15 protein-coding genes are annotated in these 14954 nt (G+C 32.8%); 12 read left to right on the top strand and 3 right to left on the bottom strand.

Annotated elements, in window-relative coordinates:
• Positions 1–53 precede the first annotated feature (53 nt).
• Positions 54–1277, bottom strand: a complete 1224-nt coding sequence (locus tag MHI40_RS10605) for an IS110 family transposase (protein ID WP_340762468.1) — start codon at positions 1275–1277, stop codon at positions 54–56.
• A 400-nt stretch (positions 1278–1677) separates the two neighbouring features.
• On the opposite strand from MHI40_RS10605, the gene MHI40_RS10600 reads away from it, so the two are divergent.
• The 6 genes from MHI40_RS10600 to MHI40_RS10575 all read left to right on the top strand — a co-directional run bounded on the left by MHI40_RS10600 (position 1678) and on the right by MHI40_RS10575 (position 6122).
• Entirely contained in the window at positions 1678–2133 is a 456-nt protein-coding gene (locus MHI40_RS10600) for a DnaD domain protein (protein WP_340762599.1), read from the top strand.
• A 223-nt stretch (positions 2134–2356) separates the two neighbouring features.
• Positions 2357–2890, top strand: a complete 534-nt coding sequence (locus MHI40_RS10595) for an AAA family ATPase (protein WP_340762598.1) — start codon at positions 2357–2359, stop codon at positions 2888–2890.
• Positions 2891–3077: 187 nt separating this feature from the next.
• Positions 3078–3830 carry an aminoglycoside phosphotransferase family protein gene (locus tag MHI40_RS10590; protein WP_340762597.1) on the top strand — a complete coding sequence of 251 codons (753 nt, stop codon included), beginning with the start codon at positions 3078–3080 and terminating at the stop codon, positions 3828–3830.
• 119 nt (positions 3831–3949) lie between these two features.
• Positions 3950–4357, top strand: coding sequence for an HIT family protein (locus MHI40_RS10585; protein ID WP_340762596.1), 408 nt, complete (start codon positions 3950–3952; stop codon positions 4355–4357).
• A 415-nt stretch (positions 4358–4772) separates the two neighbouring features.
• On the top strand, positions 4773–5891 hold the full coding sequence (locus MHI40_RS10580) for a hypothetical protein (protein WP_340762595.1): 1119 nt from the start codon (positions 4773–4775) through the stop codon (positions 5889–5891).
• Positions 5892–5924: 33 nt separating this feature from the next.
• Complete coding sequence (locus tag MHI40_RS10575; RefSeq protein ID WP_340762594.1) at positions 5925–6122, top strand: hypothetical protein; 198 nt, start codon at positions 5925–5927, stop codon at positions 6120–6122.
• 349 nt (positions 6123–6471) lie between these two features.
• Here the strand turns inward: MHI40_RS10575 and MHI40_RS10570 are convergent, their stop codons facing one another.
• Positions 6472–6858 (bottom strand): hypothetical protein, encoded by a 387-nt coding sequence (locus tag MHI40_RS10570; protein WP_340762593.1) that lies wholly within the window; start codon positions 6856–6858, stop codon positions 6472–6474.
• A 91-nt stretch (positions 6859–6949) separates the two neighbouring features.
• On the opposite strand from MHI40_RS10570, the gene MHI40_RS10565 reads away from it, so the two are divergent.
• From MHI40_RS10565 to MHI40_RS10550, 4 genes are all read left to right on the top strand, one after another.
• Entirely contained in the window at positions 6950–7330 is a 381-nt protein-coding gene (locus MHI40_RS10565; RefSeq protein ID WP_340762592.1) for a hypothetical protein, read from the top strand.
• A gap of 348 nt (positions 7331–7678) precedes the next feature.
• Positions 7679–7915 carry a hypothetical protein gene (locus MHI40_RS10560; protein WP_340762591.1) on the top strand — a complete coding sequence of 79 codons (237 nt, stop codon included), beginning with the start codon at positions 7679–7681 and terminating at the stop codon, positions 7913–7915.
• 371 nt (positions 7916–8286) lie between these two features.
• Entirely contained in the window at positions 8287–9258 is a 972-nt protein-coding gene (locus MHI40_RS10555; RefSeq protein ID WP_340762590.1) for a HamA C-terminal domain-containing protein, read from the top strand.
• Complete coding sequence (locus tag MHI40_RS10550; RefSeq protein WP_340762589.1) at positions 9258–11840, top strand: DEAD/DEAH box helicase; 2583 nt, start codon at positions 9258–9260, stop codon at positions 11838–11840. Before MHI40_RS10555 ends, MHI40_RS10550 begins: the two co-directional genes overlap by 1 nt.
• A gap of 530 nt (positions 11841–12370) precedes the next feature.
• On the opposite strand, the gene MHI40_RS10545 is transcribed toward MHI40_RS10550, so the two are convergent.
• A complete protein-coding gene (locus MHI40_RS10545; protein WP_340762588.1) occupies positions 12371–13246 on the bottom strand; it encodes a restriction endonuclease in 876 nt (291 codons plus the stop codon).
• Between the two features lie 410 nt (positions 13247–13656).
• Here MHI40_RS10545 and MHI40_RS10540 point away from each other — a divergent pair, with 410 nt between their 5' ends.
• Positions 13657–14223, top strand: a complete 567-nt coding sequence (locus MHI40_RS10540; protein WP_340762587.1) for a hypothetical protein — start codon at positions 13657–13659, stop codon at positions 14221–14223.
• A 204-nt stretch (positions 14224–14427) separates the two neighbouring features.
• Positions 14428–14946 (top strand): hypothetical protein, encoded by a 519-nt coding sequence (locus MHI40_RS10535; RefSeq protein WP_340762586.1) that lies wholly within the window; start codon positions 14428–14430, stop codon positions 14944–14946.
• The last annotated feature ends 8 nt before the right edge of the window (positions 14947–14954 follow it).

The following is a 14954-nucleotide window of genomic DNA, read 5'->3' as shown; positions in this document are numbered from 1 at the left end:
ATAATTTTTAAAAAAAGTGCAGCGCCTAAAAGAGAATTAAATTGTGGGTTGGACTAGGAGGCGTTTGGTTCAGTGATTGTCACGTTGTAACCTAAGTTTTCAAGTCTTCGAACAGAATATCGTACAATTGATTGTTCTTTTTGTTTGTCAAAGTAATCTTCCCCTAAGTCTACGTACATTTCTTTGCGTGTTAAGAGATAATAGCTGATTCTTAAAATGGCATGAGCCACCGATATCCCTGCCCGCTTTTTACCCTTTCTTGATGCAGTACGCCTATACAAGGATCCCAAGTAGGTTTTGGATCCTCTAACAGAATGAGCTGCTTCAATTAATGCCGATTTCAAGTACTTGTTTCCTTTTTTCATGTTGGTTGATTTCCTCTTGCCCGCACTTTCATTATGTCCAGGTACTAATCCTGCCCAGGAACATAAGTGCGCCGAACTGGGGAATTGCTTCTCCACATCTGTACCGACTTCGGCTAAAATTTGTTCAGCCATTCGAGTGGCGATGCCAGGAATGGAATCCAATCGTTCTATATCTTCTTGATGGGAGGATAACCTAGTAGCCACCTCTTCGTTTAATAGCTCAATCTGCTCAGTTAGAAATTCTATATGGACCAGAATGGTTTTCAACATGAGACGTTGATGTGGATTGATATACCCTCGAAGAGCTAGTTCTAGTTCACTCTTTTTCTTCTTCATTGATCGGCGGGCAAAGCTAGCTAATTTCTCAGGATCATTTTCGCCATCGGCGATAGCACGAAGCATATCAAGCGATGAAACACCCATGATGTCGGAGACAACGGAACCGAGTTTGATATTCGCTCCTTCTAAAACCTTTTGAATCCGATTATGTTGTCTCGCACGCTCTTCAATAATACTTCGACGGTATCGAACTAACTCTCGCAATTCCCGCTGATTTCGGTCTGGAATAAAACTTGCTTTAAGTAGACCATGACGAAGAAGTTTGGCAATCCATTCGGCATCCTTTACATCGGTCTTGCGACCTGGTACTGCTTTCATATGTTGAGCGTTCACTACTAAAAATTCAATGCTCTCGGCTTCTAGCAAGTTAACAATAGGCTTCCAAAATACACCTGTACTCTCCATTGCTACGTGAGTACAACCATGCCCCTTAATCCAGTCAATTAACTGTAATAGAAATACAGTTTTAGTGGAAAACGTTTGAATCTCCTTTCCTTTTGGGGTAATAATACAAGCAGTAATGGAATCCTTATGGACATCCATCCCACAAGCACGTTCAATGATTACTTCCATTGTAATCATCCTTTCTGCGGCAAATAGTATTGGAGGCTGGTGCAATAACCAGAGTAGGATTAATCTCCCATGAGTGCTTCCCGTAAGGGAGCGACAGTCTGTGATGCACCGTGGTCGTTGGAGTCAGACTAACGGATGGGCTCTATGGCACCATAGTTCATCGACCTTCCTCTCCCAGCCGTAGTATCCTATACCCAGGTTTTCACATTTTCATTCTCTGTGGTGTAGCGCTGATTTTGCGCTACATGGATGGCTAACGGGTGCTTTACTTCAAGAAGGAGTAAAGTTTTTTTCTTATTGAACTAACGCGGCAGTTTAGTTTAAAAAGAAGATTAGATGTGGAAATGAAATATGATGTGCAAAAATACAACTTAAAACTACTGGATGAAGGAGGAATGGAATGACTACAAATAAAAAAAGAGATAAAAAAATCCAAGGTAAAGTAATACATGGGACTACAACTAAAGAACGATTTGAAGAAATACATGGAATGACAATAGAGGAATGGAATGCAAAACATGAGGTGAAATTTAAAGACAAAACAGGAATGACACCAGATGAATGGGTTCTTAATAGATATAAAACTATAAAACCAATTGACTTGATTAATGAATATGACGTTGCATCTAAAGCTGATGAAACACTTGTGGAGGATTTGCATGCCTTGGGGCTTAAAAATGATGTAATAAATGTCCTGTTGGAATATGTTTTGATTTTTAATGGTATAGGTTTTGTTCAGTCATTAGTTTTGAAAATCGGGAAGAATTGGTTGAAGAACGATATACTAACTGTTGAAAAAGCTATTGAATTTATGAGGGAAGAACATAGAAAGTATAACGAGTCGCTTGAAAAATAAATACAAATAATAATAGTCACTTGGTAAACTAACAGGTGCTTTACTTCAAGAAGGAGTAAAGCTTTTTTTCTTATTAAACTAAAGTGGCAGTTTAGTTGAAGAAGGGTTTTTACAGAAGAATGAAGAATTACATAATTGTTCAAATACATTGAAGGTGTAAGTGTTTGTTTACCTAAACAAAAAAATAAACTTCAAAGGGGTTCATGGGGTGAGATTTCTAATAATGACAGTAGGGACAACACATAGTGGAAAAACTACTTTCGCTAAGCTTTTAGAAAAAAGATTAATTAATTCAATTGTTATTGACCAAGATGTACAAGGAGAATTTTTAGAGAAACATTATCCGTCCTTATTACCAGAAAAAGGACCGAAAATTTTAAAATTTGCTCTTTCGCAAACAATTGTAGAATTTGCTATTCACAAAACCGATAACCATATTATTTTATGTAATTCTAACCGACAAAAACAACCTCGATTAAATTTGATAGAAAAATTTAAAAAAGAAGGTTTTCAAACCCTTCTTGTAAATTTCGATTTACCGATAGATATATTAAAAGACCGTATTATAAATAGTCATCGTGATATAACAACCCTTAGAAATGTTTCAAACTATAACGAAGTATTAGAAATACAGCTGAAGCAAACAGAAAATGAGGGATTTATTTCTCCTAATAAAGATGAAGTGGACCGCCTATTCACTATTAGTAATGAAACTGATGTTCAAACAGTTATTGAAAAAATCATTAAATTAGTTTAAGTGAAAGAGATAAAACGCACTTCTCCAACTAATGGGTGCTTTAATAAACAAGTACAAGTAGCAGTCTTTAAGGGTAGCTTTTTCTTATTGAACTAACGCAGCAGGTTAGTTCAATAAGCCAGTGAAAAATCATTTGAAATAATGTTTAATAATACTTATTAAATAAAAAAAGGGGAGAGTGAAACCCATGGATTTAGGAGTTCCAATAGCAATTGGAAATACAGCACAAATCTATCTCTACGAAAACAAGATTGTCAAAGTTTTCAATGATTTCTTGCCCGATACGGAATCTTCATATGAAGCAAATAAACAAAAGTTTGCACATTCATGTGGACTTTCTGTACCAAAAATATTCGATGTCACGACAATAGATGGGAAACAAGCCATAATAATGGAGTTTGTTAAAGGGAAAACAATAGGTGATACTTTATCCGAAAACATGGAACAAGCAGAATATTACATGAATATCTCCATAGATATACAACAAAAAATTCATATGATAGTAGCTGATTCTCTTGAACCAATGTCTTTAAAGTTAAGCCGTCAAATTGAATCAGCACAACAGTTAGATAAAAGACATAAGTCCGCTTTACTACAAAAAATGGATACGATTACATATAAGAAAAGGTTATGTCATGGAGATTTTCATATGTTTAATTTAATTCTGTCAGATAATAACCAAGTGACAATTATTGATTGGGTGGATTCCAGTGCAGGGGATTTACGTGCAGACGTCTATCGAACGTACCTATTGTATGAACAGTTCTCAATTGAATTAGCAGATATGTATTTGCGTCTTTATTGTCAAAAAAGTGGTTTATCTAAAGATGACATTTTTCAATGGGCTCCAATCATTGCAGGAGCAAGATTATCTGAAAATGTATCATCAGAAAAAAATGAACGTCTTATTAAGATAGTTAATGATTTCTGTCCATTATAATAAAACTATATTTTGTTAATATTCCTACTTAAACTAACGCAGCAGTTTAGTTCAATAAGGGAATTTATAGATTTGTTATCATAAGAAAAAGTGTTGAAGTATAAGGAGGTAAGGTATTTATGTCTTACGATGCTAATTGTCCATTTTGTAATCCACAAAAAGATGTTGAACAGAACATAATATTTGAAAATGAAACATGCTTTTTTTTACAACACAACAATCAACAAGAAGTATTAGAAGGTTGTGGTTTAATCGTTCCAAAAAAACATCACGCTAATGCTTTTGAATTAACAAAAGATGAATGGAATGATACATATGAACTTTTACAAAATGCTAAGAAATATCTCGATGATAAGTATTCACCAGATGGTTACACACTTGGTTGGAACGTAGGGGAAGTTTCAAATCAATCTATTCTTCATAGCCATTTACACGTTATTCCAAGGTATAATGATGAACCTTTAGCTGGTAAAGGAGTTCGTTATTGGTTAAAACAACCTGAAAATAAAAGGGAAAAGCTTAAGTAATTCTTCTTCAACTAACTGGTGCTTTAGTTAAGCAAGAGCATCTGATGCGTCGGGTTAGCTTGTTAGTACAAAGAATTAATAAAGATAAGGGGGATTAAGTGAGAAATAATTTTTTGATTGGAATTATTTTTTTCATTTTGCTGTTAGCTATGTTTTACAAATTTCAAGAACATCCAGAGAAGACCCTACGATAAATTAATAGTTTTCTGTCTCATTTTATATAATTGGAAGATTATTGGTCTTCAACGGGTTCAGGAAGGAACTAATTCAAACACTGTGAAGTATTACAATTTTTATATCAACATTAATGTGTTTTAGACCATCGGAAAACTACTTTGGGAGTTAAAATATATATATCTATTAATGGGATTTGTTGCTAAAATGTAAATAAAAAGAGTTTTGTCCAGGAGGATATATGTGGAAAATAGCAGCAATAATTTTGATTGGAATTTCCGTTTTTTTATTCTTTAGAAACTTATTACATAGTTGGGTCCTTTCTATTAAACTAAAAAAAATACCTATTGGAATAAGCCCTAACTCCTTATTAAATATAATAAGTGTTTTATTGGCAGTTTTATCAGTAGCATTTACAATTAATGCATCACTAGTCAGTATAATTAATACTCATATTACTAACAATGGACAAACATATTTAATCATATTTCTGATTATTTTAGCCATCACATTCTATGCTATGAACGTAAAGGTAGATAGAATTCAGTATCTTGAAAAACAATTAGATTCTGACACAAAAAAATTATGGGAAAACTATGCTGAGTTAAATGAATTTTACAGACAAAAATCATTAATTAGTGCTATTGAAATTTTTACAAATTCAACACCAACAGTGGTATCTGTACAAAGATATAGATATCGAGTACTAAAAAATCATAAAAAATTAAAAATAATAATTAATGGTGATCATACTACTGTTAGAGAAGGTGACGATTTAAACCTCGTTTCACAAGCATATTTTGAATTTGATTTAGATGAAATTAATACGATTATAAGTGCGTATTTGAAAGCGACTGTTAGTTTTAAAACTTATAATGAACGGGACGATGACATTGAAGAATTGCAAGATATCTATTTAAAGCTTCTTGAAGAATTGGATAAACTATCAACCGAACAAATTGATAATTACTATACATATAAATTTGAATTAGTTAAGCTGCTACACCCATTATTAGAAAAAAGCATGAATGTAAACTTTAATATCGAATTACCTTCAGATAAAATAAAAAAACTAAATGGGCGTAAATCGGGTATCGACATAGCAATGTTTTTGCTTAAAGATTATATGTCAATAAAAGCAAATCTTGATCTTTTCAATTACAAAGGTACTTCGGATTCAAAAAAAGCAAGAATGTATTCTAACTTACAATTAACAAATAAACTTGGAGAAAACTTCATATATGTGATAGCCCATCAAACGGATGAAAACTGGACTCAAGAAAAAGTAATTCAAAAGATTGAAGAAGACACGGAAAAATTCCTCGATATAGTTGATGCGGAAATTCATTTTATTTCATAAAATATGATATCATATCATTAGGAGGTGTTTTAAATGCGCCATTCAATTTTTAATGTTGAAAAAACAATCAATGTGCCAGTAAATCCTTCGATTCAAGAAGAACGTCGCAAACGTTTTAATGAAAAATACAAAAAGACTTTTAATTCTGATTTATATATGGTTGAAAATCCAACTTCGACCCCTAAGCAAGTAGTAGTTAATGTATATGGATTAAAATCCAAATGGTTATAACTGTTTCCCCATCCAAGTTACAAATATGGATGGGGTTTTGTAACATTTCGTTAATTGAATACCGTAAGCCCAAAATAAAAAAGACATCCGATACGGATGACGAATAACCGTATCATTTGATTTTCGCGGCAGTGTACGTTTATTTCATTTATTTACTTCAACTTGATTTATTTTTGACCAAGGTATGTATTGATCTAATATTCAAGGATATTGATGTATGCCGAAAACGGTAGGTCCTTTTAAAGTTTTCTTTATGTATTCAGTAAACCATGTCGTTACTTTTCGCTACTGACACTTAATTAATTGGTGTTCTCTTTAGCACCAGCATCGTTGACCGAAAAGACCTGCTCTAGTGAAATTTATCAAGGTCAATCGTTACTTTTAGTTCTTTTTTTATGGCTTCAACTAATTTTCCCCTTTTCTTTTGGGTGATTGGGGAGTATGCTGTATTATCGAATAAGAATTGAATAATCGAACTTTTTGATACAAATTGACTTGACCACTCTTCTAATTGCTTCTCTCGTGCAAGTTCCGCTTCGCGTCTAGTTAAAAAATTATTACTACCCCAATCCCAACTTGAGTCTAATTCATCTTTTGATATAAACCCCTTTAACGCTAATCCTGGGTCGTTATTTTCACCCAGAACTACTTCTTTTTCAATTACTTCATCTTTCTTAATGGAATATATTTTACATCCTACTTTCAGATTACTGATTGTTTTTTTACTATTTGACATAGTTACCTCCACACAATTTTTATTTGATGATATATTTAAATTGATTGATATCTTTTAAATTCCTACCAGACAACCCAAAAATTGGAGGTTCATGATGTTACTACCAAATAAGTGGAATGATTATGCAATGCAATACTTAAAGTTAGCAGAAAGTAAATTGTTGAAAGAGAAGAAGTTGGATAATAGTGAGATTCTTCCCATTATCTACGTTGCAAGACATTATGTTGAATTACGTCTTAAAATGATACGAAAAATATCAAAGGTTCTAAATGGTGGAAAAGCAAAAAATGTGGAAGGACATAATCTTGAAAGTCTGTGGAATGGTTTTGTATTATTAATCGAGCAAGTGCTTAAAAATAATAATTTATTCGATACTAAAACACAAGATGGATTATATAATATTGGAGAGTTTATTAAGAGTCAGACTGGCTGGGATGATGATTCCAAGCATTACGCTATCCATCTGATTTAAGTGGAGTTCCATACACTTTAGAAGTTAATTTAGCAGACTTCACCTCACAGTGGAGTAACTGTATGGAAGCTTTAGAATACTTGTATCAAAGTTTAATTTGGCAAATAAAAAATAATAATATTACTTTAACAACTGAACAAATTTCGGATTTAACTGGAAATGGTATTGATTTATAATTTTATAGATAAATAAAGTGAAAGAATAAAAGATTGCGAGATGCTTAGTAAACACAAAAAGGTGATTGAGAGGGTATTACCTTAGCTTGGATGTTGTACTTTAAGTTTAACTTTCACACAAAAGAAATATGGGAACAAAATTTAACCTTGAATTAACTTGCTATATTAATACTTGGGAAGAAGATTGATCGAAAAAAACCAACAGAATAAGAGTACTGGTAAATCCCCTCTTTCGGCAGGTATTGTAATAGGTAGGGTCACAATTATAAAAAATATAGGGATTATTTTAGAGTTCAGTCATTATGGAGAACTATGGTCTACTGAAAAAATTGATAAAACCTATAAAACATATGCTGAATATTTTCCAGGTAACTTATGGAAATCAAATATAACATACGAAGGAACCTGACCGATTCCGAACTCTATGATAGATTATTCGTTATCCTTCCTTGTTAACTAACGGGGCTTTACTTCAAGAAGGAGTAAAGCCTTTTTTTAATTGAAGAAACAAAGCAGTTTAGTTCAATAAGAATTTTAAAATTTTGAGGGATCTATATCTATTCCTCTAGAAGAAAGGTGATAGTCAGTTGAGATCTGGTAATTTAAGGACAAGAAACTATTTTAGAGGGCTTTTTATAGAACTAACTTTAATAATAGAAATGAAGAAAGTTGGATATGCCATAATATCGAACTCAAGTTCTCTTATGGAAATATAAGTATTTTGTTATAATAGAATTTATAAAATTTAGTAAATTTACACTGAAATTAGGGGTGGGTCATTTGTCATTGTCTAAGGAAGCTTCGATATACGAGGACATTATTGAACGCTATATAGATTCTCTTTTAAGAGGGAATGGTCGTGAATTAGATTCATTTTTAACTCAAGTTGAATCAACTCAAATAGTGGTTGGTACTAATGCAACAACAAGATGCTATATGTTGGCATCTAATGGACAAGCTATGCCACGTGTAGAAGACTTAGCTTTGAGAATAGCAAATTTTATGGTAGATTATGCAATTCCAAGAACTGAAATAGAAAAAGCTAAAGAATTAGATCGTGAGGATAATTCAACTATACATATATCAGCTTTAGTTAGAAAATCTCGTAAACTATTTACCCAATTAAAGAAAACTGGTGAAGGTGGCGAGATGTTACTTTACTTATTAATACAAAGCGTTTTAAGATTACCGCAAGTAATATCGAAAATGTCTTTAAAAACTAGTGGTCAACTTCATTATCAAGGAGCAGATGCTATCCATATGGGTTACGATTCTGAGACACAAAAATTACAATTATATTGGGGTGAATCAAAATTATATCAATCATTAGATCAGGCAATTACAAGCTGCTTTACAAGTCTTGCTCCATATATGATTGGTCAAGGTGGAATAGATGATCCTAGGGAACGAGACATGCAATTATTAATGACTAATTTGGATTTAGCTAATCCAGATCTTGAAAAGGCATTGCTTAATTATCTAGATCCTAACCACCCTTCTTTTAATTCATTAGAATATAGAGGCGCATGTTTAATTGGTTTTGATAGCGGTAATTACTGTTCTGTTCCTTTCGAAAAAACTCAGGAAATTGTGATGGAAGAGGTTACGCAATTGTTAACTAGCTGGTTGGGGAAAATCAACACGGGTATTAATAAACATCAACATTTAAATAAATTTACGTTAGAGGTTTTCCTCATACCATTCCCATCCGTTCAAGACTTTAGGGATAAGTTCTTAGAGGCTATCTCCTAATGATAAACTCAAATTTACCTGCAAACATTTACAATCTCACGGGTTTCAAGGATAAATACAAACCATTGTTATATAAATCAGTAAAAGAACAATTCAAACTGAAAAATCAGGAGTCCAGCATTAATATAGATATTAAGTATTTACTTATGTGTGCCAGTATTTTTGCTAACTCAACAGATGCTAAACATCTGGATACTGCATTTCGTATTTCTCAGTACATTATTCAAAATAACGAGACAGATGAAAACCAAAAAGTATCTGCAACTTATATTCTTGATAAAATGACCAATCAAGGGGCAATCGAACTTGCAATTGAAAGGGAACGCATTCCTAGGAATTATAAGGAGGATGTCCCATTTGAATTTCAGTTAGATTCTATGAATAGACTAATGAAATATTCTATTTTTGATAAAAATGAGAATCTAATACCAATCAATATGTTTCAATATGAAGTATTGGAAGGTATTAGAAAAAATGATTGGGTTAGTATATCTGCTCCAACATCGGCTGGTAAGTCATTCATTCTGTTGCAGCGAATTAAGATGTATTTTGAAAATGTCGATAAGGGGACTATCGTCTATGTTGTTCCGACAAGGGCACTTATACACCAAGTGGAGCGCGATATAAAAAAGCTATGTATAGATAACAGGATTGCAGACACTTTAGTAACTAATGTCCCATTTATTGATAACCTAACTAATAACTTTCAGAAGATTGTTTTTGTCTTAACTCAGGAAAGATTACAGTGGCTTCTAAATGATAATCAGACATTTTCACCTGATATATTAATCATTGATGAAGCTCAAAAAATTGGTGATGGTGCAAGAGGGATCATTCTTCAACAAACAATAGAAGAAGTGTCACGGAGATCAACACAAGTAGAGATGATTTTCTCTAGTCCAATGACTTCTAACCCTGAAATACTATTAGAGCAATCTACACATGAAACTCGTAAAGAAACTATTGAAAGAGAACAAGTAACTGTTAATCAGAACTTATTGTGGGTCAATCAAATATTCAGAAAGCCGAAAGAGTGGGAAATGTATTTATGTACAGAAGAAAATAAAGTTAATCTGGGGGGGATTACGCTAAATCAAAAACCTAATAATAATACAGAAAGATTAGCGTTTGTTTCCCATATATTAGCTGACCCTTTCGGTGGGAATTTAATATATACGAATATCCCTTCTAGTGCAGAAAACTGTGCTCAAAAATTATGGGAACTGCAAGAAGCAGAGAATGATTCGAGCCATCCTGAAATCTTGGAGCTCATTGACCTTATTAAAGAGTCAGTGAATCCAAATTATACACTAGCAAATGTTCTGTCAAGGGGCATTGGTTATCACTATGGGAATATGCCTTTGATAATAAAAAACGAGATAGAAAGATTATTTTCAGAGGGAATAATCCAATTTCTTGTTTGTACTTCCACTCTTATTGAAGGAATTAATCTACCAGCAAAAAATATATTCATTAGAGGTCCTCAAAAAGGTCGTGGAGTACCGATGGGGGAAATGGATTTTTGGAATTTAGCAGGAAGAGCAGGTCGACAAGGTAAAGAATTTCAAGGTAACGTTATTTGTATTGATACAAGTAAAGAAGAAATTTGGAACAACTCCCCACCAGAGATACGAAAAAAGTATGTAATTGAAAAAGCTGTGGATAATCTTCTGTTAAAGGAAGAAGATGCTCATAACCTAGGTAAATACATTGATGAAGGGGCACCAAGGAGCCAAAGTATAAAACAACCAGAACTAGAATATGGCTTTACTTACTTAACAGGAGAGTATATTCGAAACAATGGATTAACAGGCTCTAGATCATTAGCAAAGTACAATACGGATTCAATTAATAAGTTAGAGAAGTCCATAGAAGTTGCCATCAAGGATATAGAAGTGCCTCACAGCATTATGATAAAGCATACAGGTGTCAGTCCAATTGCTCAACAAAAATTGTTGGAATTCTTTAAAAGCCAACAATTAGTGATAGATTGGTATACTCCTGTTCACCCATCTAAAAGAGATGCTCTACAATACTACAAGACTATTATAGATACGATCCAAGAAATATTATCAGGTGAACATCCAGGTAAAAATTATCACTTTTCACTTTTAATTCTTGAATGGATGAGAGGATATCCCTTATCTAGGATAATTGATCGTAATATTACATTTTGGAAGAAACGTGATAATAACAAGTCTACACAAAGTATTATTAGAGAAACAATGAAAGATATTGAAGAATTTGCACGTTTTAAATTCATAAAATACTTCGCATGCTATCGAGATATATTAAATTATTTTTTGGAATCTCAACAATTAATTGCGGAGGATAGCTTAACCGATATAAATTTATGGTTAGAATTGGGAGCATCAGAAAAAACTCCGATATCATTAATCAGTTTAGGGTTCACTAGAACAACCGCGATAAGGTTGGCGAATTTATTAATAGATCAAAACTTAGATAGAGAAGAGTGTATATTACTACTAACACAGATAAGTTGGGAGAAAGTAGCGATATCACCAATCGAACTAAGAGAAATAACGCAAATACTTCAACTATATGTCCATACGAAAAAATAATTAAACATTCTCTTACTGTGAGTAAGCTAGTGGCTAGATAATAGGATGCTAAGTTTATATCAACTACAATTATTTCACCTAGATAAATGTAATATTCACAGTAAGAGAAAGCGAACGTTGATTTACTTAGGCGGTACTTATGTTCTTGTTCAACTAAAGTATAGAATGGTTGTCGATAATGGGAATTAGTCGGGGGCAAAGAAATGAAAAAAGTAAAGAGATTATTTGTTTTGTCCGCGGATTTTGATGTGACTAATGACAACAGGGGGAATAACGTTGAAAAGCTATATTAGTATCAGTGAAAATACCAATCTTTCTACAAGTTGTATTTGTTGTGAAATCCAAAAGAAATGCATTTGAAGGATTTAAAAAACCAAATTGATTTTACACTTTCTGAATAGCAGCTGATAAGCTTTAACAGAAGAAAGATATCAAGGTGATTTATTATTTATTACTTTGGGCAAGGGACACACCCTTGCCTTTTTTATACTTGTGAAATAATGGGTAGGTTAATTTTATAAATAGATGCGTTATACTTTACTTCTATTCAACATGGTAAAGAAACTGAAAAGAGTTCTCTTTTCCTTGATTACTTTGTACTCATTGATCAAAAGCTGTAAGCCATCACGATCAATCATTTCAATGTTATTCGATTTAGCCGAAATCAATGCCTCTTTACTGAAATAACGATTCGTGATAACCATCTTCTTTTGAACTTTCCAAACTCCCGCTCCACCACAGACTTCATTTACAGCTTCAACTCCAATGGTTCGTCCTTCTCCATAGCACTTGGCTTGAATTCCTGTTTTTATCTTATCTTTGATTGTAATTACATCGATTCCATAGTCTTTATGAGGAGTAAGCTCCACATAATAGCCCATGCCGTCATATAATTTGGATAGAAACACCTCAAACTCTTTGCCTTCCATTTGATCAATTTCCTCAATAGCAAAATTACGAGTCGTGTTAAGTTTTGTATTCCGCTGATGAGGAAGTACAAAACTTAATTTCTTGAAACTTTGCCATACAAAATTTATACCGAGATAGATTAATACGAGAAAGAATAACAAAATCAAAAGTTCTCCATAAGGAAAGGTTGCTCCGATCATTGATACAGTTAAAAATAGATATAATCCAAAAATGGTTTTCTGATTTAATTTCCAATATTGGACACGATGTGAACGATTAAATGCTAGATGTAGACCCATAGTTCGAAACAACCCAACGTTGATGAAGAAGAGTATACCTAATAATAAAAATGAGGATTGCACATCCTCTTGAATCTCATAGATTTCATCAGCTACGGTCATACCGATGAAAAATAAGACCATAGTCTGTAAGGTCATTGACGATGCATTGGATTTATTAGTGCTTTTAGTTGCTTTTGCTCTATGTTTCTTGCTCATTAACAACATCCTTTTTATATATGTTAAGTGTATTATGTCCAAAAAAATAATAAATAAAAAACTGTGATGTGTTATTCAATAAAATAGTACTCTATAAAGAAAACTTTAAAGAGTCGGCTAGTACTTACCCACATAATCAATAGGAAATTAAAGATTGGAGCGAGGGGAGGAATAGTTTCCTGTAAACGTACTCCTAGTTAAAGCAATTTTTTAATAACGGATGATTAAGTTAAACAGGACCATCATTTCGATGGTCTATTTTTATGTCAAAACATCAAGAAGATTTCGGCGATATACAATGTGAAATGTTACACTTCAACTAACTCAGCAAGTTAGTTGAACAAATTACCACAAGATTAATTGAAACGAATACCACAAAATTCTGTCTAATTATAAAAGGAGTGATTATATTGAAAAAACTTAGCTTAATTTTGTCTTTAATATTTTTATCAATAGGGTTATTGGGCTGTCAACAAAGTGGTGAAGAGGAGGGGCTCAACAAAGAGATTTCTAAAAATGTAACCAACTCCACTACACAAAATATGCCAATAGATATGCCTAGTGATTTTGATTTTTCTATTCAGTTTGGTGTTCAAAAAAAGAATGAGATTAATACTTTCGAAGGAACGGTGACTAAGGATTTAATAGCAGATGGTACTGCAACCACTGAGTTAATCTTAACAGAAGATGATATGAAAGATATTTATGAGAAAATGAAAGAAATTAATATAACTGAAACGAAGGAATTTACAGCTGAACCTATAAACGGAACGGTTTGTATGCAACAATCGTACGGAGAAGATGAGTGGGTAATTATTATCAACGGTGAAACGATAACAAAATTAATTTCAGGGGAATACTGTGAACCAACGAACGATGCAAAACAACTAATTGCGTTGAGAAATTATGTCTTTAATATAATTAAAAGCAAGGGTGAATATAAATCACTCCCAGAGTCCAAAGGTGGGTACGAATAGTTATTCAACAAACAGGAGCTTTAGTTAAACAAGACCACCTTTTATAGTTTATTTTTATGTCCAAAACATCAAGAAGATTTCGGCGATACATTGTGAAATGTTACACTTAAACTAACGTGGCAGTTTAGTTGAAGAAGAAGGTTTTTTTGCTATTGTGTTGAATAGCTTAAGATATGTAAATTATTGAACAAAAGGGGTGCTAACTTGGAATTGACGAAAGAAGAAAAATACAAAATTTACTTAGGAGAAAAGGAAAAAAATGAACAGAAAGAAAAACAAAGGTTGCAGGAAATAACTGATGAGCAGAAACAACAAATTTATAATGAATATAAGGAAAAAGAGGTTGTATACGTAAGCGATAAAGATGTGCTGTATCCAAATGTTTCGTTGAAAGTTTTCTCAATAATATTTGGTATTGTCGTTGCTTTTATTGCTCTCTTTAATTTTCTTTTGGGGTTGTTGGTTATGATTGGAGCATTTTTTGGATTTGTTGCTTTGTACTTTTACAATTATAAATCCTTTCTTTTATTTCCTGAAATACAATACAAATGTCCGATATGTAACTCTGAACACCATAATAGAACTAGAATAGAAGAGCAAAGAGAAATGGAAGCGACAGGTTACGTTAAAGCAGTTTGTAAAAAGTGTGGTGCAAAGTTTAATTTAGTTGTGGAAGCAAACGTATTTCAAATCTTAGATGTTGAGAATAATAAGAAAGTATAGGGAGTTAT

Origin of the sequence: Psychrobacillus sp. FSL H8-0510, assembly GCF_038008345.1 — a bacterium.
GTDB lineage: Bacteria > Bacillota > Bacilli > Bacillales_A > Planococcaceae > Psychrobacillus > Psychrobacillus psychrotolerans.
This window is presented reverse-complemented; position numbering and strand designations above follow the sequence as displayed.